The sequence below is a fragment of the Enterobacter cloacae complex sp. SHL001 genome, assembly GCF_049236825.1.
Classification (GTDB): Bacteria; Pseudomonadota; Gammaproteobacteria; order Enterobacterales; family Enterobacteriaceae; genus Enterobacter; species Enterobacter hormaechei_C.
This window is the reverse complement of sequence record NZ_JBMKIP010000005.1, coordinates 83,972-106,324: the sequence shown is the minus strand read 5'-3', so window position 1 is coordinate 106,324 and position 22,353 is coordinate 83,972. Positions and strand designations below refer to the sequence as shown.

The 22,353-nt window shown below is 55.0% G+C and carries 17 protein-coding genes and 1 tRNA gene; 10 read left to right on the top strand and 8 right to left on the bottom strand.

Annotation, left to right across the window (positions count from 1 at the left end; all coding sequences use genetic code 11):
- Window positions 1-66 precede the first annotated feature (66 nt).
- Window positions 67-2,913, top strand: a complete 2,847-nt coding sequence (gene rcsC, locus ACOTYH_RS15070) for a two-component system sensor histidine kinase RcsC (RefSeq protein WP_017693023.1) — start codon at window positions 67-69, stop codon at window positions 2,911-2,913.
- A gap of 84 nt (window positions 2,914-2,997) precedes the next feature.
- Here rcsC and rcsB read toward each other — a convergent pair whose 3' ends face one another.
- Both rcsB and rcsD read right to left on the bottom strand, forming a co-directional pair.
- Complete coding sequence (gene rcsB, locus ACOTYH_RS15065) at window positions 2,998-3,648, bottom strand: response regulator transcription factor RcsB (RefSeq protein ID WP_003859405.1); 651 nt, start codon at window positions 3,646-3,648, stop codon at window positions 2,998-3,000.
- A 16-nt stretch (window positions 3,649-3,664) separates the two neighbouring features.
- Window positions 3,665-6,337, bottom strand: coding sequence for a phosphotransferase RcsD (rcsD, locus tag ACOTYH_RS15060; RefSeq protein WP_017383411.1), 2,673 nt, complete (start codon window positions 6,335-6,337; stop codon window positions 3,665-3,667).
- 744 nt (window positions 6,338-7,081) lie between these two features.
- Between rcsD and ACOTYH_RS15055 the strand changes: the two genes are divergently transcribed.
- The 6 genes from ACOTYH_RS15055 to mgtE all read left to right on the top strand — a co-directional run bounded on the left by ACOTYH_RS15055 (window position 7,082) and on the right by mgtE (window position 14,424).
- Window positions 7,082-8,176: a porin OmpC gene (locus ACOTYH_RS15055; RefSeq protein ID WP_032648928.1), complete on the top strand. Its 1,095-nt coding sequence runs from the start codon at window positions 7,082-7,084 to the stop codon at window positions 8,174-8,176.
- Window positions 8,177-8,290: 114 nt separating this feature from the next.
- Window positions 8,291-9,346, top strand: a complete 1,056-nt coding sequence (gene apbE / locus ACOTYH_RS15050; protein WP_015572290.1) for an FAD:protein FMN transferase ApbE — start codon at window positions 8,291-8,293, stop codon at window positions 9,344-9,346.
- A gap of 72 nt (window positions 9,347-9,418) precedes the next feature.
- On the top strand, window positions 9,419-10,477 hold the full coding sequence (gene ada / locus ACOTYH_RS15045) for a bifunctional DNA-binding transcriptional regulator/O6-methylguanine-DNA methyltransferase Ada (protein WP_421637806.1): 1,059 nt from the start codon (window positions 9,419-9,421) through the stop codon (window positions 10,475-10,477).
- Window positions 10,477-11,127, top strand: coding sequence for a DNA oxidative demethylase AlkB (gene alkB / locus ACOTYH_RS15040; protein ID WP_003859395.1), 651 nt, complete (start codon window positions 10,477-10,479; stop codon window positions 11,125-11,127). The genes ada and alkB overlap by 1 nt, the downstream gene beginning before the upstream one ends.
- 76 nt (window positions 11,128-11,203) lie before the next feature.
- On the top strand, window positions 11,204-12,847 hold the full coding sequence (locus tag ACOTYH_RS15035; RefSeq protein ID WP_045338072.1) for a multidrug ABC transporter permease/ATP-binding protein: 1,644 nt from the start codon (window positions 11,204-11,206) through the stop codon (window positions 12,845-12,847).
- Window positions 12,848-12,987: 140 nt separating this feature from the next.
- Window positions 12,988-14,424 carry a magnesium transporter gene (gene mgtE, locus ACOTYH_RS15030; RefSeq protein WP_006811337.1) on the top strand — a complete coding sequence of 479 codons (1,437 nt, stop codon included), beginning with the start codon at window positions 12,988-12,990 and terminating at the stop codon, window positions 14,422-14,424.
- Here the strand turns inward: mgtE and ACOTYH_RS15025 are convergent.
- Complete coding sequence (locus ACOTYH_RS15025; RefSeq protein ID WP_421637830.1) at window positions 14,387-15,682, bottom strand: SulP family inorganic anion transporter; 1,296 nt, start codon at window positions 15,680-15,682, stop codon at window positions 14,387-14,389. The genes mgtE and ACOTYH_RS15025 overlap by 38 nt on opposite strands.
- Window positions 15,683-15,869: 187 nt before the next feature.
- On the opposite strand from ACOTYH_RS15025, the gene mqo reads away from it, so the two are divergent.
- Window positions 15,870-17,519, top strand: coding sequence for a malate dehydrogenase (quinone) (gene mqo / locus ACOTYH_RS15020; protein WP_049134631.1), 1,650 nt, complete (start codon window positions 15,870-15,872; stop codon window positions 17,517-17,519).
- Between the two features lie 134 nt (window positions 17,520-17,653).
- Here the strand turns inward: mqo and eco are convergent, their stop codons facing one another.
- The gene (gene eco, locus ACOTYH_RS15015) at window positions 17,654-18,163 is read right to left on the bottom strand and encodes a serine protease inhibitor ecotin (protein ID WP_063932863.1); all 510 of its coding nucleotides are present in this window, start codon (window positions 18,161-18,163) and stop codon (window positions 17,654-17,656) included.
- 202 nt (window positions 18,164-18,365) lie between these two features.
- On the opposite strand from eco, the gene ACOTYH_RS15010 reads away from it, so the two are divergent.
- The gene (locus ACOTYH_RS15010) at window positions 18,366-18,626 is read left to right on the top strand and encodes a DUF2534 family protein (protein ID WP_006811332.1); all 261 of its coding nucleotides are present in this window, start codon (window positions 18,366-18,368) and stop codon (window positions 18,624-18,626) included.
- Window positions 18,627-18,692: 66 nt separating this feature from the next.
- On the opposite strand, the gene ACOTYH_RS15005 is transcribed toward ACOTYH_RS15010, so the two are convergent.
- From ACOTYH_RS15005 to ACOTYH_RS14995, 3 genes are all read right to left on the bottom strand, one after another.
- Window positions 18,693-18,769, bottom strand: a tRNA-Pro gene (locus ACOTYH_RS15005).
- Between the two features lie 73 nt (window positions 18,770-18,842).
- The gene (gene yejM / locus ACOTYH_RS15000) at window positions 18,843-20,603 is read right to left on the bottom strand and encodes an LPS biosynthesis-modulating metalloenzyme YejM (protein WP_017383404.1); all 1,761 of its coding nucleotides are present in this window, start codon (window positions 20,601-20,603) and stop codon (window positions 18,843-18,845) included.
- 19 nt (window positions 20,604-20,622) lie between these two features.
- Window positions 20,623-20,850, bottom strand: coding sequence for a YejL family protein (locus ACOTYH_RS14995; RefSeq protein ID WP_001135586.1), 228 nt, complete (start codon window positions 20,848-20,850; stop codon window positions 20,623-20,625).
- A gap of 134 nt (window positions 20,851-20,984) precedes the next feature.
- Between ACOTYH_RS14995 and yejK the strand changes: the two genes are divergently transcribed.
- Entirely contained in the window at window positions 20,985-21,992 is a 1,008-nt protein-coding gene (gene yejK, locus ACOTYH_RS14990; protein ID WP_017693031.1) for a nucleoid-associated protein YejK, read from the top strand.
- A gap of 51 nt (window positions 21,993-22,043) precedes the next feature.
- Here the strand turns inward: yejK and rplY are convergent, their stop codons facing one another.
- A complete protein-coding gene (gene rplY / locus ACOTYH_RS14985) occupies window positions 22,044-22,328 on the bottom strand; it encodes a 50S ribosomal protein L25 (protein WP_015572298.1) in 285 nt (94 codons plus the stop codon).
- Window positions 22,329-22,353: the final 25 nt, after the last annotated feature.

The following is a 22,353-nucleotide window of genomic DNA, read 5'->3' as shown; positions in this document are numbered from 1 at the left end:
GACAAGCCGCGTTTACCGCTACCTTAACCACATTCTTTTTGACCCCGACGGCGGAGCCTCGCCCCTTTGAAATACCTCGTCTCCTTTCGTACCACGTTAAAAGTCTCTCGCTATCTGTTTCGGGCGCTTGCGCTACTGCTATGGTTGCTGGTGGCACTGCTCTCGGTGTTTTACATCGTTAACGCGTTACACCAGAAAGAAGCGGAGATCCGCCAGGAGTTTAACTTAAGCTCGGATCAGGCTCAGCGCTATATCCAGCGCACGTCTGACGTGATGAAAGAGCTTAAGTATATTGCTGAGAATCGACTCACGGCGGAGAACGGCATTCTTGCTATCCGCGGTCGGGATGAAAAAACCGAAGTACCTGATTTCGAACCGCTCTTCCCGGACTCCGATTGTTCCGCCATGAGCAAAGCCTGGCGTGGTTCACTGGAGTCCCTCTCATGGTTTATGCGCTACTGGCGCGATAATTTCTCGGCCGCCTACGATCTGAACCGTGTCTACCTGATTGGCAACGAAAATCTCTGCATGGCGGATTTCGGCCTGCGGGATATGCCCGTCGAACGCGAAGACGCGCTGAAAAGTCTGCATGAGCGTATAGTGAAATACCGCAATGCGCCTCAGGAAGAGCGCGGGAACAACATCTTCTGGATAAGCCAGGGGCCGCGCATGGGCGTCGGCTATTTCTATGCCCTGACTCCGGTTTACCTCGGAAACCGCCTGCAAGCGCTGCTGGGGATTGAACAAACCATCCGTATGGAAAACTTCTTCACGCCGGGCAGTCTGCCGATGGGCGTGACCATTCTGGATGAAAACGGCCATCCGCTCATCTCCCTTACCGGGCCTGAAAACCGCCTGAAGGTGGAACCCAGCTGGATGCAGGAGCGGTCATGGTTTGGCTATACCTCCGGGTTCCGCGAGCTGGTGCTGAAGAAAAGTTTACCGCCATCGTCGCTGAGCATTGTCTACTCGCTGCCGGTGGACAAGGTCCTGGAGCGCATTCGCATCCTGATCCTTAACGCCATTTTGCTAAACATCGCGGTAGGCGTCGCGCTGTTTATGCTGGCGAGAATGTATGAGCGGCGGATCTTTATTCCTGCGGAAGCGGATGCTCAGCGTCTGGAAGAGCATGAGCAGTTTAACCGTAAAATTGTCGCCTCGGCGCCGGTAGGGATCTGCATCCTGCGTACTCAGGACGGGACAAATATCCTCAGTAACGAGCTTGCCCATAACTACCTGAACATGCTCACGCATGAAGACCGCCAGCGGTTAACGCAGATCATCTGCGGTCAGCAGGTTAACTTTGTGGATGTGCTGACCAGCACCCACACCAACCTGCAAATCAGCTTCGTCCATTCTCGCTACCGCAATGAAAACGTGGCCATTTGCGTGCTGGTGGACGTCTCTGCGCGCGTGAAAATGGAAGAGTCATTGCAGGATATGGCGCAGGCGGCGGAGCAGGCCAGTCAGTCGAAATCGATGTTCCTCGCGACCGTCAGCCATGAGCTGCGAACGCCGCTGTACGGCATTATCGGTAACCTCGACCTGCTCCAGACCAAAGAGCTGCCGAAAGGGGTCGACCGGCTGGTGACGGCCATGAACAACTCGTCCAGCCTGCTGCTGAAAATCATCAGCGATATTCTCGATTTCTCTAAAATTGAATCCGAGCAGTTGAAAATAGAGCCGCGCGAGTTCTCCCCGCGCGAAGTGATGAACCATATCTGCGCTAACTACCTGCCGCTGGTGGTGCGTAAACAGCTTGGGCTGTACTGCTTTATCGAGCCGGATGTGCCGCTGACGCTGCATGGCGATCCGATGCGTCTGCAACAGGTCATCTCAAACCTGCTGAGCAACGCCATCAAATTTACCGATATCGGCTGTATTGTGCTGCACGTCTGTCGGGCAGGGGAGTACCTGACCATTCGCGTGCGCGACACGGGTGTTGGCATTCCGGCGAAAGAGGTCGTTCGCCTGTTCGATCCGTTCTTCCAGGTGGGAACCGGCGTCCAGCGTAATTTCCAGGGGACCGGGCTAGGTCTGGCGATTTGCGAGAAGCTTATCAGTATGATGGATGGAGATATCTCCGTCGATACAGAGCCAGGCATGGGCAGCCAGTTCACCATTCGTATTCCGCTCTATTCGGCGCACTATCCGGCGAAAACCACCGTCGACGGGCTGAGCGATAAGCACTGCTGGCTGGCGGTGCACAACGCCTCCTTACATGATTTCCTGACCTCGATGCTGACCAGCAGCGGCGTGCGGGTTTCACGCTACGAAGGCCAGACGCCGGACGCGGATGACATGCTGATCACCGACGTTGAGCCGGAGCAGGCGTGGGCGGGGCGGGGCGTAGTGATGTTCTGCCGCCGTCATATCGGTATTCCGCTTGAGCGTTCGCCTGGGGTATGGGTGCACAGCGTGGCGACACCGCACGAGCTGCTGGGCTTGCTGGCGCGTATTTACAGCGTGCAGCTTGAGGACAGCGACGGCGCCACCGTGCTGGCTTCCCCTGATGAGCTGGCGTCGGTGAACGACGATATGATGATTCTGGTCGTCGACGATCATCCAATTAACCGTCGTCTGCTCGCAGATCAGCTTGGCTCTCTGGGCTATCAGTGTAAAACGGCCAATGATGGCGTGGATGCCCTGAATGTCTTAAGTAAGAACCATATTGATATTGTGCTCAGCGATGTGAACATGCCTAACATGGACGGCTACCGTCTGACGCAGCGTATCCGACAGTTGGGGCTGACGCTGCCGGTGGTAGGGGTGACAGCCAACGCGCTGGCGGAGGAGAAGCAGCGCTGTCTGGAATCGGGAATGGACAGCTGCCTGTCGAAGCCGGTCACGCTGGATGTACTGAAGCAGACGCTGTCCGTGTATGCGGAGCGGGTACGAAAAGCGAGACAATAAAAAAGGCCCGAAAGGGCCTTTTTTATTTCTCCGGCGGCTGTAGGCCGGGTAAGCGCGAGCGCCACCCGGCGTAGACAGCGAAGATCAATCTTTGTCCGTTGCGCTCAGCGTCACGGAAGAGAGATAGTTCAGCAGGGCGATATCGTTATCCACACCCAGCTTCATCATTGCGGATTTTTTCTGGCTACTGATGGTTTTAATACTGCGGTTCAGCTTTTTGGCGATTTCAGTGACCAGGAAACCTTCAGCGAACAGACGCAGAACTTCACTCTCTTTAGGCGAGAGACGCTTGTCGCCATAACCACCCGCGCTGATTTTTTCAAGCAGGCGTGAGACGCTCTCAGGAGTGAATTTCTTCCCTTTCTGTAGCGCCGCCAGCGCTTTTGGCAGATCGGTAGGTGCGCCTTGTTTCAGCACAATCCCTTCAATATCGAGATCCAGAACGGCGCTCAGGATCGCCGGGTTATTGTTCATGGTCAGAACAATGATCGAAATGTCCGGGAAGTGGCGTTTAATGTATTTGATGAGCGTGATCCCATCACCGTACTTATCTCCAGGCATGGAGAGATCGGTAATGAGCACGTGCGCATCAAGTTTAGGCAGATTGTTAATGAGGGCTGTGGAATCTTCAAATTCACCGACTACATTCACCCACTCGATCTGTTCAAGTGATTTGCGAATACCGAACAGTACAATCGGATGGTCATCGGCAATAATTACGTTCATATTGTTCATGTATAAGGCTACCTTGCTACAGCAAGCTCTTGACGTAAGCGTCAATGTCGCTGATGTATTTTTCAATGCCAGAGGCATCTTTCTCACGAATTAGATGTTCCAGCGTTTCACATAACTGCTTGCCGGGAACCAGATTAAGCATGGCAAACACCCCTTTAAGCCGGTGTGCTGTCTGTGCCAGCGCTGCAAAATCCTGCGCAGCGGACTCAGTATACAACCGCTTAACATCATCTGGTACTGTATCAACGAAGAGCGAATAATATCCGCTGGCATGGAGTTCGGCATTTTCATCGCCGCCTAACGGTGACTCCAGGATCTCTTCCTGCGCCAGATTCTCTTCAATCAGTTGTAATACAGCTTCCTGCATTGCATTGCTCATATTAAAGTTGACGCGCAGCTGCCCAGGGCCGATTTTCCGCACGCCTGGCTCATCATCGCTTAAAAGCAAGCCTGAGGCAGTAAGATTAGACGGATTATCAGTTAAAAATAGATCAAATTCTTGACTCGCGAGCCTTTCGTCCGGGGTAATGCAGGACGCCCCCCAGTTTTCCAGCTGACGAACGACGATATTACGGATCTCACTGGAGGTCACATCCACCATCACCACCACATCGTCCAGCAGACGCTCTTCATCCTCTTCCTGGGGATTCGCCGCCATTTTCACGTGTAAAGAGTAGCGGGTGCCGAGGGATTCGCGCGCCTTGATGTTCAGATGACCGCCCAGCTTACGCGCCAGCTGATCGCAGAGCCAGAAGGTGAGGGCATTCGCCTTGCCGTAGTGGTCGCGCTGGGTATCGTTCAGGAACGGGAAGTGCAGGTTATCAATTTCGCTCACTGTGACGCCTTCGCCCGTATCCAGAATGCGGAACGTCAGACGATCGTCGGTGGACTCATCGGTGCTGACTTCAAGGGTGATCTTGCCGATCTGCGTCGTGGTGACGGCATACTGTATCAACATCATCAGGATGCGACGCAGGGCATCGCGATCGCCGTGACGTTCGTCGTTGGCCGGTAAATGGTTGTTGATCAGCAGCTGGAGTCCCTTGCGCTTGATCACCGGCAGGACTTCCGGCACCACCTCATCAATCAGGTCCTGAATGGAGAAGAGCGTAGGGGTGCCCTTCCAGATGTCATTTTCCAGCATGTTCGCAAGCTGGATTTCGTCCACCAGACGAACCAGGGAGTCGGCCTGGCTGCTGAGCTGTCGGCTTTCCGGCGTGCTCAGATCAGCAATCTGCGTGGCGAGTGACTTCAACGGTTGTTTAAAGGCATCGCCAATATTTTGCATAAACGCCGCGCGGCCATGTTGGTTTTTCTCGTACAGCCTTTGCGCCTGCTTGAGCTTTTTATTCACCAGCACTTCGCGATCCTGATCGCGAATGATGAAGATTTGCGTGCGCGAGGCGACCTGACTGCGGAACTGGCGGATCTCATACAGTTCATTATTAACGGTGGCCTGAATAACGCCCTGGTGCTGGTCCGCCATGGCCGTAATATTTTGCAGGTTAAGATGCGGCAGAAGGTGATCGGCAATTTTATTGCTCATTACCGTGCGGTTAGCCTCCTGGTCGTGAACGAGCACCCCAAGCGGCAGCACGGAAATAATCTCTTCATTCAGGGCACGAAGAATGCGCAACTCGTTGCTGGTCCCGGCTGATACCGACGTCGAGTCGCTCTGGCGGCCCGACTGGAAACGGAAGGTGCTGTAGCCAAACAGCGCCAGCGCCAGCAGGCCAATATTCAGCAACAGCGGCAGCAGAATGTTTTGCAGAGTATCAAGCATCAGGGTGCCAAAAGGCACCTGCCACACCAGACGCATACCGGTTGAGTTGAGCGATGAGGCAATCTCAATCTTTGAGCCATTAAAGGAGATCGCTACGCTGTCCGCGCCTTCTTTATCCGACGGCGTGCGCATATTTTGGGTGCTGTTGTCTGGCTCCAGACGGAAACTGTCCAGCGGCATATCCGGTGGGATGAGATCGTTAATCGGCAGGTCGAAGGCAACCACGGTCGCCAGATGGCCCGGCTGGTTAAAGGTGGTTCGCAGCGTAAAGTAGTGGCCATTCTGCCAGGCAAGACGGCGTAGTGACGAGAAACTTTCTCGCTCGTCCAGCGCGTTGGCCTGTTGCAGCATTTCTGCCCGACGGGAATCAACAATACTGCCAACGGTGGTCTCTTTAAAGCCGGAGGAGAGATCCTTAAGCGGCAGGGTCGAGATCAGGATCATGCTGTTGTCCTGACCGTTCAGGTAATACATTGACCACGGTACGGTCTCGGCGCCCCACAGGGTGTCCAGATAGGAGGAGATCCGCTGCGTCATCTCAAGCGTTGCGCTGTCGTGCGAGCCGAAAATCAGGGCTTCCGTCTTGCGCTGCGGTTTTTCAAGGTAATACACATCCTGCTTAAGGCGCGTTTCCTGCAACCCTTCGCCTGACGAGGTGGCAGGCGCGGCAGCGATATTGTCGTAGATTTGCCAGGTCGCATAGCGCCACGTATCAATGCGCTTGTGCACCGCATGGGTGATATCGACGATTTGATAGCTTTTATCTTTAAGCCAGGTATTAACGGCGCTCTGAACCATCACCCCCATTGTGACTAACAGCACAACGATCAACAGAAGAAAGAAACGGGTGATGCTGCCCGGTAGAAGGGAGAATTTGCTCGGGGCGGTAGTTTCAGTCTGACTCATCGATGTGTTTAACCCGTAATGGCCGCGCGGTAATGGGATAGGGCAGTATAAAGGGTAATAACTGAATTTCCAGCGTCGTTAACGGTATGACCTTGACTTTTTATCCGGGTAAGCGGCTTCAACGTCCCCGGATGAAAGGTGTACAAAACCCCGTGAAATGTATAAATACGCGATCGCACCGGCAGGAAAATAGCACGAATAAACAAGAAATTAATTTCAATAGCATAAAAAAGAATTCAGCGAAAGCCGGAATCTGGATTTAGTTAATAGTCGTTATCATTTCTGAGGGGTAGCACATAAAATGTAGGCTGACGTAAAGAAAGGTAAAAAAAAACCGAATGCGAAGCATCCGGTTAAATTAGGGATAAACAGACATTCAGAACTGAATGACGGTAATAAATAAAGTTAATGATGATAGCGAGAGTTATTTTAGTGGTGTTGAAGGGAATTTTTTTGTCATTCAGTGCTGTACTGTTTTTTAAGCTAATCACTTGTATTAAATAGAATATATTTTTGTTTTGATTATCCGTGCTATATTTTTAAACTATTTATGCTCTGTAAAAGTTCCTTCAAATTTACAAATTGAAACATGTTGATGGTAAAGTGAAACATCTTCAAAGTTTTCGTATCATATTCCTGTTGGATTATTCTGCATTTTTGAGGAGAATGAACTTGCCGACTGGTTAAGAGGGTTGACCAGTAAGCAGTGGTAAATAATAAGGCATATAACAGAGGGTTAATAAAATGAAAGTTAAAGTACTGTCCCTCCTGGTACCAGCTCTGCTGGTGGCAGGCGCAGCAAATGCGGCTGAAATTTATAACAAAGACGGCAACAAATTAGATCTGTACGGTAAAGTGGATGGTCTGCACTATTTCTCTGATGACGACAGTGCAGACGGCGACCAGACCTACATGCGTCTGGGCTTCAAAGGCGAAACTCAGGTTAACGACCAGCTGACCGGTTACGGCCAGTGGGAATACCAGATCCAGGGTAACTCTGGTGAGAACGAAAACAACTCATGGACGCGTGTGGCGTTCGCAGGTCTGAAATTCGCTGATGCGGGTTCATTCGACTACGGTCGTAACTACGGCGTTGTTTACGATGTGACTTCATGGACCGACGTTCTGCCGGAATTCGGCGGCGATACCTACGGTTCTGACAACTTCATGCAGCAGCGTGGTAACGGCTTCGCGACCTACCGTAACCAGGACTTCTTCGGTCTGGTTGATGGTCTGAACTTCGCGTTGCAGTACCAGGGTAAAAACGGCAGCGCAAGCGGCGAAGGCCAGACCAACAACGGTCGTGACGCGCTGCGTCAGAACGGTGATGGCTACGGCGGCTCTCTGACCTACGATCTGGGCGAAGGCTTCGCTATCGGTACGGCAGTTACCAGTTCTAAACGTACTGCTGACCAGAACGCTGCGGGCTTCTACGGTGAAGGCGATCGCGCAGAGACCTACACCGGTGGTCTGAAATACGACGCGAACAACATCTACCTGGCTGCACAGTATACTCAGACTTACAACGCGACCCGTGCGGGCGACCTGGGCTGGGCTAACAAAGCGCAGAACTTCGAAGTGGTTGCGCAGTATCAGTTCGACTTCGGTCTGCGTCCATCCGTGGCGTACCTGCAATCTAAAGGTAAGGACCTGGAAAACGGCTACGGCGACCAGGATCTGCTGAAATATGTTGATGTTGGCGCGACTTACTACTTCAACAAAAACATGTCCACCTACGTTGATTACAAAATCAACCTGGTTGATGAGAACGACTTCACTCGCGCAGCAGGTATCGGTACTGACGATATCGTCGCGCTGGGTCTGGTTTACCAGTTCTAATTGCTCATACAGCGACAAAGGGGCCATCAGGCCCCTTTTTTCATGCTTTTTTAGGGTCTTACAAATACGCTGTTTTAGTGTACTCTTGCCGCCCTGGCATGAGGATAATAACCAATGGATATGACTTTTTTACGCGCCAGCGTTCTGGCGACTTTTTTACTCCTGACCGCGTGTGACTCTTCCACACAGCCCGCAAAAATCGACGCACCCGCCGCGACGGTGCTGGAAGGGAAAACCATGGGGACCTTCTGGCGCGTCAGCGTGATGGATATTGATAAATCCCGCGCTGAAGAATTACGCGGTAAAATTCAGGCGCAGCTGGATGCCGACGATCAGCTACTCTCTACCTATAAAAATGACTCAGCGCTGATGCGTTTCAATCGCTCCAGCAGCACCTCGCTGTGGCCGGTGAGCGAAGCGATGGCCGATATCGTCACGGAATCCATGCGCGTGGGCTACAAAACCAACGGCGCAATGGATGTGACCGTGGGGCCGCTGGTGAACCTGTGGGGATTTGGCCCCAACAAGCAGCCGGTGACTACACCCGATCAAGCCGCCATCGACGACGCCCGCGCCCGTACGGGGTTACAGCATCTGGCGGTGATCTCCCAGTACGGTCAGCAATACCTGCAAAAAGATATTCCCGACCTGTTTGTGGATCTCTCCACGGTAGGCGAGGGGTATGCTGCGGATCATCTCGCGGCCCTGATGGCGCAGGAAGGCATTCCGCGTTATCTGGTTTCCGTCGGGGGCGCGCTCGTCAGCCGGGGCATGAACGCCAGCGGCAGGCCGTGGCGAGTGGCCATCCAAAAACCAACCGATCAGCAGAACGCGGTGCAGGCGATTGTCGACATCAACGGGCATGGTATCAGCACCTCCGGAAGCTACCGCAACTATTACGAGCTGGATGGCAAACGTATCTCGCACGTGATTGATCCGCAAACCGGACGCCCGATTACCCACAACCTGGTGTCCGTGACGGTGATAGCCCCAACCGCGCTGGAAGCGGATGCCTGGGATACCGGATTGATGGTGCTCGGCACGGAGAAGGCCAAAGAGGTGGTGCGTCAGGAAGGGCTGGCCGTCTATATGATCACCAAAGAGGCTGACGGATTTAAAACCTGGAGTTCGCCGCAGTTCAATAGCTTCCTGGTGAGCGAAAAAAATTAAAAAGCAAGGTTGCGGGTTTTTGTTCGGTGGCGTTCAGGCAAGCTGAGCGTATGCTTGTAAGAGGAGCCGATAATGAAAAACACAACCTATCTTACCGATGAGGATCGCTGGCAGGCCGTACTGGCCCGCGATCCGCGTGCGGATAACCAGTTTGTCTTTGCCGTGCAGACGACCGGCATTTATTGTCGTCCGTCCTGCCGCGCCCGCCACGCGCTGCGTAAAAATGTCTGCTTTTATCCTGATGCTCACCAGGCCGCGCAGGCGGGTTTCCGCCCCTGTAAGCGCTGTAGGCCGGACCAGGTCGACCCTATGGCGCAGAAAAAGGCCAACATTGCGCTGGCCTGTCGACTGCTTGAACAGGATGCCGCGCTGAACCTGGAGGCACTGGCGCAGCAGGTTGCCATGAGTCCGTTCCATTTCCACCGCTTGTTTAAATCCGTCACCGGCATGACGCCGAAAGCATGGCAGCAGGCCGCGCGTGAACAACGCCTGCGCACCCTGCTTGCACAGGGCGGTAAAATCACCGACGCCGTACTGGCCGCTGGCTTTCCGGACGGCAGCAGCTACTACCGTAAAGCCAACGGCGCGCTGGGCATGACGGCAAAACAGTACCGCAACGGAGAGGCTGCGGTCCGCTATGCCATCAGTGACTGCTCGCTGGGCCGCTGTCTGGTGGCGGAAAGCGAGCGCGGGATCTGCGCAATACTGCTGGGTGATGACGACGCCGGGCTGACGGCTGAGCTGCTGTCACTGTTTCCGCTTGCCGTCCGTGAACCGATGGAAGGCGCGTTTGCCGGGCGTGTTCGGCAGGTTATTGCCTCTGTCGACAGCCGCGCGACGCCGCTGACGCTGCCGCTGGATATCCGTGGTACCGCCTTCCAGCAGCAGGTCTGGCAGGCGCTGCGGGATATCCCCTGCGGTGAAACGGCAAGCTATCAGCAGGTGGCGAAGGCCATTGGTAAACCCAATGCCGTACGTGCCGTGGCGGGGGCCTGCGGTGCCAACAAACTGGCGATAGTCATCCCCTGTCACCGCGTGGTGCGTAACGACGGTGCGCTGTCGGGTTATCGCTGGGGAGCAGCGTGTAAGATGCTATTGTTGAAACGTGAGGCGAACAACCCGGAGGGATAATGCTCGATCTTTTTGCTGATGCTGAACCCTGGCACGAGCCGCTCGCGCCGGGGGCGACGATCCTGAGACGCTTCGCGCTTTCCCGCGCGGCGGCGCTGTTCGACGGTATTGATGCCGTTACCGCTTGTTCACCATTTCGCCATATGGTTACGCCGGGCGGGTATACCATGTCCGTGGCGATGACCAACTGCGGCGAACTGGGATGGGCGACGAATGAGCGGGGCTATGTATATGCCGCGAACGATCCGCTGACGGATCAGCCGTGGCCGCCGATGCCGGAGGCGTTTCAGGCGCTGTGTCATGACGCCGCCGTGGCGGCCGGCTATCCTGATTTTCGACCCGATGCCTGTCTTATCAACCGCTATGCCGTTGGGGCAAAGCTCTCCTTGCATCAGGATAAGGACGAGCCGGATCTGCGCGCGCCGATTGTCTCGGTATCCCTTGGGCTGCCCGCTGTCTTTCAGTTTGGCGGCCTGCGGCGCAACGACCCGCTCAAACGGCTGATGCTGGAGCATGGTGATGTGGTGGTCTGGGGCGGTGAATCACGGCTTTTTTACCACGGTATTCAGCCGCTTAAACCTGGCGATCACCCGGTGGCGGGGGCATTTCGCTACAACCTCACGTTCCGTCAGGCGGCATACAGAGAATAAAAATAAGAATTATTCTTGATGTGTGTGAAAGGCAGTTTACACTGCTGGCTGATTTTTCTTGTCCGGATTGCTCTGCATGCAACTACTTCTTCTTGTCTGGCGGCAGTATCGCTGGCCTTTTATCGCGGTGATGGCGTTAAGCCTTGCCAGCGCGGCGCTGGGGATCGGCCTGATTGCCTTCATTAACGTGCGTTTGATCGAAATGGTCGACACGTCACTCTCCGTCCTGCCGGAATTTCTGGGTTTACTGCTGCTGCTGATGGCAGTCACGCTCGGGTCACAGCTGGCGCTGACCGCCCTCGGCCACCATTTCGTTTTCCGTCTGCGCAGTGAGTTCATCAAACGGATCCTTGATACTCAGGTGGAACGCATCGAGCAGCTGGGAAGTGCCTCTCTGCTGGCGGGGCTGACCAGCGATGTGCGCGCCATTACCATCGCCTTTGTGCGCCTGCCGGAGCTGGTGCAGGGGATCATCCTGACATTTGGCTCGGCAGCCTATCTCGCCTGGCTCTCCAGCAAAATGCTGGCGGTTACGGCGCTGTGGATTGTTATTACCATCTGGGGCGGGTTCCTGCTGGTATCACGCGTCTATAAGCACATGGCAGTGCTGCGCGAAACGGAAGACAAGCTCTATAACGATTATCAGACGGTGCTGGAAGGGCGCAAAGAGCTGACGCTGAACCGCGAGCGTGCCGAGCATATCTTCAACCATCTTTATATCCCGGATGCGCACGAATATCGTCATCATATTATCCGCGCCGATACGTTCCACCTGAGCGCCGTGAACTGGTCCAACATCATGATGCTGGGCGCGATTGGCCTGGTGTTCTGGATGGCGAACAGCCTGGGGTGGGCGGATACCAACGTGGCGGCAACCTACTCCCTGACGCTGCTGTTTTTACGCACGCCGCTGCTGTCGGCCGTTGGCGCACTGCCGACGCTGCTGAGCGCTCAGGTTGCCTTCAACAAGCTGAAGAAATTCGACCTTGCGCCGTTTAAGGCTGAGTTCCCGCGCCCGCAGGCCTTCCCGAACTGGCAAACGCTGGAGCTGCGTAACGTTACCTTCCGCTATCAGGATAACGCCTTCTCCGTAGGGCCGATAAACCTGACCATTCACCGCGGCGAACTGCTGTTCCTTATCGGCGGCAACGGCAGCGGCAAATCTACGCTGGCGATGCTGCTGACGGGCCTCTACCAGCCGCAGACGGGTGAAATTTTGCTGGATGGTAAAGCGCTGAGCGCGGAGAAACCGGAGGACTACCGCAAGCTCTTCTCGGCGGTATTTACCGACGTCTGGCTGTTTGACCGGCTGCTGGGACCGGAAGGGCAGCAGGCGGATCCGGCGCTGGTGGAAAAGTGGCTTGCGCACCTGCAAATGTCGCACAAGCTGGAGCTACAGGATGGCAAAATCCTGAATCTCAAACTATCGAAAGGGCAGAAGAAGCGCGTGGCGCTGCTGCTGGCCCTGGCCGAGGAGCGTGACATCATCCTGCTGGATGAGTGGGCCGCCGATCAGGACCCGCACTTCCGTCGCGAGTTTTATCAGGTCCTGCTGCCGCTGATGCAGGCGATGGGAAAAACCATTTTTGCCATCAGCCATGACGATCACTACTTCATTCACGCCGACCGTCTGCTGGAGATGCGCGACGGCAAGCTGAGCGAGCTGACCGGCGATGAGCGCGATGCGGCGTCACGGGACGCGGTGGCGCGTACGGCCTGATTGCAATTGTGCCGGGTGGCGCCCGGCACACTAATTTTTCATATATGCCGTTTTTTTCTCCATCCCGACCCGCCGTTTATTCTTATTTACATATCCCCGCGCTATGCTTAACGCCAACTCATTTAATGGATTTATGATTGATGTCGGTATTAAAGAAAAACAGCGCCAGGCAGCGTGACCAGGAGCGTGCGCGGCTCATCTGGCTCCTGACGACCGATAAAGCGGTCACGTCAACGTTATTGGGTAAGCTAACCCTGGCTGAGCAATATGATGTCGGCACGCTGGCCGACGATATTGCTGAGGTAGGTGCGCTGGTTGCACATTTACCGCCCCCGGACCTGGCGGACACCCTGGAGGCATTGCCTTCCGAAGAGCGCCACGCCCTGTGGCGGCTGGTGCAGGATCACGAGCGCGGTCAGGTATTGCTTGAAGCCTCGGAAAACGTCTGGGATGACCTTATCGATGAGATGAGCGACCGGGACATTCTTGACGCCCTGCAAACGCTGGATATCGATGAGCAGATTTACCTCGTTCAGCATCTTCCGCGCAACCTGACCGGACGCCTGCTGGCTTCCCTGCCTGCTGAAGAGCGGGCGCGTGTGCGTCAGGTGATGCACTACGAGAAAAACAGCGTCGGCGCGATCATGGAGTTTGGCGTCATCACCGTGCGTCCGGACGTCACCCTGGGTACGGTGCAGCGCTATCTTCGTCGCCTGGGCAGTATGCCGGACAACACCGATAAACTGTTCGTCACCTCGCGGGATAAAACTCTGCTCGGGGAGCTGGAGCTGAAAACGATCCTGCTGAACAGCACCCAGCAGCGGGTGAGTGAGGTCATGGAAACCGAGCCGATGGTCTTCTCGCCGGAAGACGATGCCGAAAAAGCGGCGCGTACCTTCGAACGTGATGACCTGGTGAGCGCGGCGGTGGTGGATTCGGTGGGCAAGCTGATGGGGCGTCTGACCATCGATGAGATCGTTGACGTGGTCTATGAAGAGACCGATAACGACCTGCGTGCCCTTGGCGGGATCAGTGCCGAAGATGACGTTCATGCCTCCGTCGGCAAGGCCGTCAAAACGCGCTGGGCGTGGCTCGCCATCAATTTATGCACCGCGTTCGTGGCGTCCCGCGTTATTGACGGCTTCGAACATACCATTTCCCAGCTGGTGGCCCTGGCGTCGCTGATGCCGATTGTGGCGGGGATCGGCGGGAACACCGGCAACCAGACTATCACCATGATCGTTCGCGCCCTGGCGCTGGAAAACATACAGCCGGGTAATTTCTCGTGGCTGATTTTCAGGGAGATGGGCGTCGCGCTGATTAACGGCCTGGTCTGGGGCGGCATCATGGGCGGCATTACCTGGTGGCTGTATGATGATATGGCGCTGGGCGGGGTCATGATGCTGGCGATGGTGCTGAACCTGCTGGTGGCGGCGATGATGGGCGTGATTATCCCGTTGACCATGACCCGGCTGGGGCGCGACCCCGCGGTGGGGTCGAGCGTGATGATCACCGCCATTACCGATACCGGCGGTTTCTTTATTTTTCTTGGACTGGCGACGATTTTTCTTCTGTAGCCAGCGCTTTTTGCTTAAGTCGGGCAGGGAGGATGAACATCATCATAATCCCGCCCAGCACGCCAATTGCCAGGTTGCCGGTGAAAACCGTTGCCAGAACCGTCACCAGCATCACGACGGTTTCAGCCACCGGCGCGTTTTTCAGCGTTCCGGGCTGAACGCTATGCCAGCTAAAGGTCTTGACGGCCACAATGGCCATAATTCCCGCCAGTACCGCCATCGGAATTTTGGCCATCACCTCGCTGAGCGCCGTAACCAGCACCAGCAGTACGATGCCCGCCGCAAGGGTGGAGATACGGCTTCTGCCTTTCCCCATCTCCACGTTAACGATGGTCTGCCCAATCATCGCGCAGCCCGCAATGCCGCCGTAGAACCCGGCCATAATATTGCCCACGCCCAGCCCGATGCTCTCGCGGCGCTTACTGGAGGGGGTAGCGGTCAGCTCGTCCACCAGTTTTGCCGTCAACAAGGATTCCAGCAGGCCAACGAAAGCGATACTTAGCGCGCACGGCCAGATGATGCTCAGGGTTTCCAGATTGAGCGGCACCAGCAGTTGCGTAAAGCCCGGCAAACCGCCGCCCATGGAACCTTCATCCCCTACCGTCGGCAGGATTTGCCCGCTGGTGACGGTGAACAAAGTCAGCAGCACAATGGCAATCAGCGGGGAGGGCACGCTTTTGATATAGCGTGGCACCCAGAGCACAATTAGCAGCGTCAGCACGAACAGGCCCACAATCAGCGGGCTTCGGCTCCAGAAATGGGGCACCTGGGCAAAGAAAATCAAAATGCCAAGGGCGTTAACAAACCCGGTCATCACCGACTGGGGAATAAAGCGCATCAGCCGCGCCATACCCAGCGCGCCGAACAGGATCTGAATCACGCCTGCCATCACCACCGCGGGCAGAATGTACTGTACGCCGTGTTGATGGACCATCGGCCCAATCACCAGCGCGACGGAACCTGCCGCCGCCGTCACCATGGCCGGACGCCCGCCGAGCAGGGAAAGGGCGAAACAGAGCACCACGGAGGCGATAAGGCTCACTTTCGGATCCACGCCCGCGACCACGGAAAACGAAATCACTTCCGGGATCAGCGCCAGCGCGGTAATCACACCGGCCAGGGTTTCGCGCATCAGACGGTGAGGCGAACGTAAAACAGTGGCGACATGGCCTTCTTGAGGTACAGACGAGTGGGGTAATGACATAACAATTCGCTGGTAGGGGCAGGCTTCCGTGCGCGCGATCACAAAGTGCAGCATGATAGCCAGGAAAATCGTCGGGTGCCAGCCTGTCTGCCAAATCCCTACAAACAATCCATCATTAAATTTCACAATTACAATAATTTCGTAACCTTTAAACAATATTTAAAAGTTGCTACCGTGCCACCGCAGCGTGTTTCACCTGTAATTTCCACGCATCAAGCATTATTCAACTAAGGCATAAATGATGAAAAAAATGACTGCCGTGCTCTTTTCTCTGGCCGTGGGGCTGAACGTCGTCTCGCTAGCGGCGAAGGCTGACGCACCAAAAGAGCAGGAAACGGATGTCCTTTTAATTGGTGGCGGCATCATGAGCGCCACGCTGGGAACGTATCTTCAGGAATTAGAGCCGAACTGGTCCATGACCATGGTCGAGCGCCTCGATGGCGTGGCACAGGAAAGCTCTAACGGCTGGAACAACGCCGGGACGGGGCACTCGGCACTCATGGAACTGAACTATACGCCGCAGAAAAAGGACGGTTCCATTAGTATCGAGAAGGCGGTAGAGATCAACGAAGCGTTCCAGATCTCACGTCAGTTCTGGTCTCACCAGGTGAACAGCGGTGTGTTGCACAATCCGCACTCCTTCATCAACACCGTACCGCACATGAGCTTTGTGTGGGGCGATCAAAACGTCAACTTCCTGCGCGCGCGCTACGCTGCCCTGCAACAGAGCACGCTTTTCCGCGGGATGAAATACTCTGAAGATCACGCTCAAATCAAAGAGTGGGCGCCGCTGGTCATGGAAGGCCGCGATCCGAACCAGAAAGTAGCGGCGACCCGCACTGAAATTGGTACTGACGTTAACTACGGTGAAATCACCCGTCAGCTGGTGTCCTCTCTGAAGAAAAAAGAGAACTTTAACCTGCAACTCAGCTCCGAAGTGCGTGGTTTCAAGCGCAACGCGGATAACAGCTGGAGCGTGACCGTTGCCGATCTGAAAAACAACGAAGCCGAGCATGTGATTAAGGCTAAGTTCGTGTTTATCGGTGCGGGCGGCGCGGCGCTGAAACTGTTGCAGGAGTCCGGTATTCCGGAAGCGGACGACTACGCGGGCTTCCCGGTCGGCGGCCAGTTCCTGGTGTCGGAAAACCCGGAAGTGGTTAACCGTCATCTGGCTAAAGTGTACGGTCAGGCCTCTGTGGGCGCACCACCGATGTCCGTTCCGCATATCGACACCCGCATGCTGGACGGTAAGCGCGTAGTGCTGTTCGGGCCGTTCGCCACATTCTCCACCAAATTCCTGAAAAACGGTTCCCTGTGGGATCTGCTGAGCGCGACCACGACGTCAAACGTTAAGCCAATGATGGACGTGGGGCTGGATAACTTCGATCTGGTGAAATACCTGATTAGCCAGGTGATGCTCTCTGATGAAGAACGCTTCGAGGCGCTGAAAGAGTACTATCCGCAGGCGAAGAAAGAAGACTGGCGTCTGTGGCAGGCGGGTCAGCGCGTGCAGATTATCAAACGCGATCCGAAAGAGGGCGGCGTGCTGCGTCTGGGCACCGAAGTGGTAAGCGACAAGGATGGCACCATTGCCGCGCTGCTGGGGGCATCTCCGGGGGCGTCTACCGCTGCGCCAATCATGCTGCACCTGATGGAAAAAGTGTTTAAGGACAAAGTATCCAGCCCGGAATGGCAGGCGAAGCTGAAAACCATTATTCCATCCTACGGTACGAAGCTGAACGGTAACGTTGAAGCCACGGAACAAGAGCTGGAATACACCAGCCGCGTTCTGCAACTGCAATACGTCAAACCGCAGGCTGCGGATGCTGCGCCACAGGCAGAGCTGAAACCTCAGGCGGAAAGCAAGCCGGTAGCGGATATCGCGCTGTAAGGTAAACGCAAAACGGTAACATCTGTTACCGTTTTTAGTGCTTTCTCCCTCTCCCGGTGGGAGAGGGTTGGGGTGAGGGCACCAGAACGCACCCTTTCCAGGTCGGGTAAGCGAGAGCGCCACCCGACTTATTTTTAACGAACTACCGCTTGTCCTACCGTCTCATCCGCTTTCCATACGCGATATTTCACATCCACGTTTTCCGGCGTGTATAAGACGATCGGCAGCTTGCTGTTATAGCGCAGCAGACTGTTATCACCCAGATACGCGGTAATAAATTTCTTCTCTTTCTTGCCGTCCGGGCACGCCATCATGGTGGAGACTGGCGAGGTTACTTTGTCGAAGACATAGTAGTCATAGCCCCAGCCTTCCAGCGTTTTGCTTTCCAGCTGGCCGCCCAGGCGATGCTGGTTGCAGTCCACTTCCAGTGTCTGGCCGATTAACAGCTCAACTTTGAAATTTGCTTCATCCTGCTGAGCCGGGAGCTGAATAACCTGGCGCTTCATCCCTTTGTCCGCTTGCGGATACGGAGCAACTTTTTCCAGCGGCTGCTCTTTCCGGGTTTCGCTGGCGAAAGCACTAGTGCTGGCGCACGCAGCGGCGATGAGGGCGATGGCAAATTTAGGTGCGTTTTTCACTGTCATTCCTTTTTGTTAAAACGATCCTGGAAAGACTAACATATAGCACGTGAATAGTTGGCGCAATTTACTCATATTTTCATTTTAAATGGAGTAATGCACTGCTTTCATGTTCATTTATTGGTGTTTAATGCTGTGTTGGAGTCGATGCGGCAATCGTGTTATTTTACGCGTTAATTACTGTTATTCATCTGTAAAGGGAGGGGAGATGGTACGTGAAAAACTGAAGACACCTGAAGGCCGCAAGTTCCTGCTGGCGTTACTGGTTGTGTTTATGATTGCTGCTGCATGCGTGGGGCGAGCAACCATTGTCGGTGTGATTGAGCAGTACAACATCCCGCTCTCTGCCTGGACAACCAGCATGTTTGTCCTGCAATCGGCGATGATCTTTGTTTACAGCCTGGTGTTTACCGTCCTGCTGGCGATTCCGCTGGGGATTTTCTTTCTCGGTGGGCGTGAAAAACACTAAGCATTGCGCATGCGGAGACAGGCAATAAAAAACCAGCCATAAGCGGCTGGTTTTTTTATGTAGTTTTGGTCGGCACGAGAGGATTTGAACCTCCGACCCCCGACACCCCATGACGGTGCGCTACCAGGCTGCGCTACGTGCCGACGCATAAAAGGAATACTACTCGATTCCTTTTTGAATGCAAGGGGCAAGCAACGCTAACTGATTCATAAATAATCAGTTAGCGATAAAGCGCTTCTCGTCTGTCAGCACCTGCAACAGCAAACTGAGCTGCGGCTTCTGGTCTTTCAGCTTCTCACCTTCGAGGTTATACGTCTGGTAATTGCCATTGCTGTTCAGCACCAGGGACAACGTCGGCGTGGTCACCACCAGCGTGTTTCCGCCAGCAGCCGTGACCCAGTTATGACGCCGCGTGGCGCTAAAGAGGTCTTGTCCCTGCGAGTACTCAATTGCCGGTGTGCTGACGTGCAGCAGCCGTTGCATTAACGTGGTCATGACGTCTTTATGGTCGGTGAGCATGTTGATGCGCTGCGCGGGAGTGCCCGGCCAGTGGATCACCAGGGGAACATGCAGGTTCGGACGCGACCACTCCATGCCCTTCGCCTCGTCGCCGAGCGGCACGCCATGCCCCGCCGTGATAATCACGACCGTATTATCCAGCTTGCCCGCGTCGCGCAGGGCGGTCAGCACGCGGCCGATCTGCGCATCGACATCGCCCGCCGCACGGCTATAGCGGCGCGCGAAGCCTTTCTGATTGCTGTCATCAAGCGTTGTGCCGTTAAACGCAACCCAGGAGAACCAGCGGTTATCTTCCTGCGCATAGCGCTTCAGCCAGTCTATCCACTGGTCAGCGGTCCGATCGTCAGACTGGCTCTGCGCGGCGGGCAGTGAGAAATCAGACAGCAGCGCCTGGCGGTACAGCGAGCTGTTGAAACCATCAGAGGCGAACAGCCCCAGCTGGTAGCCCTGCTGATTAAGCCCGGTAATCAATGCCGCCGGAATACGGGCCGACAGCACGCCGTCCATATAGCTCGGTGAAATGCCGTAGAACAGGCCGAAAATACCCGCGTCGGTCGAATTACCGGAGCTCATATGCTGAGTGAATACGATGTTGTTCTCAGCGAATTCAGCCAGCGCTGGCATCTGCTTCTCATAGCGGGAATAGTTCAGGCCATCGACGGTAATCAGCAGCACGTTCTGACCGCGGCCCATGTCGCGATATTTCAGATCGCTCAGGGGATACTGCACGCTGACCGCTTCCGGATTACCCTGTTCGACCAGACGACGCTGATACTCCTGCGCGTCCAGCAGGCCGTGTTTTTCGAGGAAACGACGCGCCGTCATCGGATAGGAGAGCGGCAGGTTCGCGCGCTGCATGGTAATCGGGCGGTAGAAGTTCGCATCTGCCCAGATATACATCAGGTGCGAACCGATAAATGAGGCGAAAAAGAGCGCCGCGACGGGCTTCGCATAATGGCGGCGTCGGGTCAGACTGCGGAGTTTTTGCCAGCTCCACGTGGCGAACAGCATTTCGATCAGCAGGATAATCGGCACGCTGATAAACATCAGCTGCCAGTCGCGCGCGGTCTCGTTCTGATCCGGGTTAATCACCAGCTCCCAGACGACAGGATTCAGGTGCAGGTGGAAGCGGGTAAAGACTTCGCTGTCGATCAGCAACAGCGTCATGCCCGCCGTCGCAAGAATGGCGGACAGGAAGCGCATCAGCCGCTGCGACATGACGATAAACGTCAGTGGGAACAGGATCAGCAGATAGGTGGCGAAGACCAGAAAGCTAAAGTGACCAACAAGGCTCATCCACGAGTAGATGCGCCCGGTTAACGTGGTTGGCCAGTCCGCCACAAACAGATAACGGCAGCCGAGCACCATCGCCAACAGAATGTTGAACAGGGCAAACCAGTGCCCCCAGCTGACCATCTGGGAGACTTTTTCACGGTAGCGCTGACGATTCGTCACCATAAACTGTTGTTCGTTTCCCTTAGTGTGCCTGGTCGTCGCTAACGGAGGACTGCAAAGCCTGGGCGAAAGATTTGGCGATCGCCTGACGCTGAGCCGGAGCAACGCTGGTATTGATCAGGTTGGTAACCATATTTCCCAAAACCATCAGGGAGAGATCGGTTGGCGTTTTATGTTTTTCCAGTACGTTGACCAGCTCACTGAGCAATTGTTCAACGTGTTCGTCACTGTAGCGGGAATGTTGTGGCATAAATCAAAATCAGTTTGTTGAGAGAAGGGCGACATATTACCGTAGCAACAGCTTTTTTTCCCCTTTTTTATCTTCTGTTGCACACATGCGTTGGTGGTGGTTGAATACCGCCCGGTCTAAAAGGAGAGTTTATCATGAGTCTGGAAATCAACCAGATTGCCTTGCACCAGCTTATCAAGCGTGATGAGCAAACCCTTGAAGTGGTGCTGCGCGATTCGTTACTGGAACCAACGCCTACCGTTGTCGAGATGATGGCGGAGTTGCATCGCGTCTACAGCGCGAAAAATAAAGCTTATGGCTTGTTCAGCGAAGAGAGCGAACTGGCGGATAGCCTGCGCCTGCAACGTCAGGGCGAAGAGGATTTCCTGGCATTCAGCCGCGCTGCTACTGGCCGTCTGCGTGACGAGCTGGCGAAATATCCCTTCGCCGATGGCGGTATCGTCCTGTTCTGCCACTACCGCTATCTGGCGGTAGAGTATCTGCTGGTCACCGTGCTGAATAACTTAAGCAGTATGCGCGTGAACGAGCAGCTGGATATCAGCTCAACGCACTACCTGGATATCAACCATGCGGATATTGTGGCGCGTATCGATTTAACCGAATGGGAAACCAACCCGGAATCAACGCGCTATCTGACCTTCCTTAAAGGCCGCGTGGGCCGCAAAGTGGCGGATTTCTTTATGGACTTCCTCGGCGCCAGCGAAGGGCTGAATGCCAAAGCGCAGAACAAAGGTCTCCTCCAGGCGGTGGATGACTTTACGGCTGAGGCGCAGCTTGATAAATCTGAGCGTCAGACCGTGCGTCAGCAGGTTTACAGCTACTGCAACGAGCAGCTACAGGCTGGAGAAGAGATTGAGCTGGAGTCGCTGTCCAAAGAGCTGGCAGGCGTCAGCGAAGTCAGCTTCCAGGAATTTACTGCGGAAAAAGGCTATGAGCTGGAAGAGAGCTTCCCGGCGGATCGCAGTACGCTGCGTCAGCTGACGAAATTTGCCGGTAGCGGCGGTGGGTTAACCATTAACTTTGATGCCATGCTGCTCGGGGAACGTATCTTCTGGGACCCGGCCACCGACACGCTGACCATTAAAGGCACACCGCCGAATCTGCGCGACCAGCTTCAGCGTCGCACTTCAGGCGGTAAGTAACAGCCATAAAAAAACCCCGCAAACGCGGGGTTTTTCTCGACAGGTTTGCGATTACGCGCGAACGAAGTCGATGTGAGTCAGTTTTGGCTTGAACGCGTGACGCTGAACAGCCTGAACTTTCACTTTTTCTTCTTTACCGTCAACAACGATGGTCAGAACTTCGCTGTAGAATTCAGCTTTGTTCTGCATGTTCCATACTTTGTCGTGATCCAGTTCAATAGCAACTGGAGCAGCTTCGCCACCGTAAACGATAGCCGGGAACTTGTTTGCGGTACGCAGGCGGCGGCTCGCACCCTTACCCTGCACGTTACGTACTTCTGCTTCGATAGTGAACATTGATTTCTCTCTGTATTTAAAACCC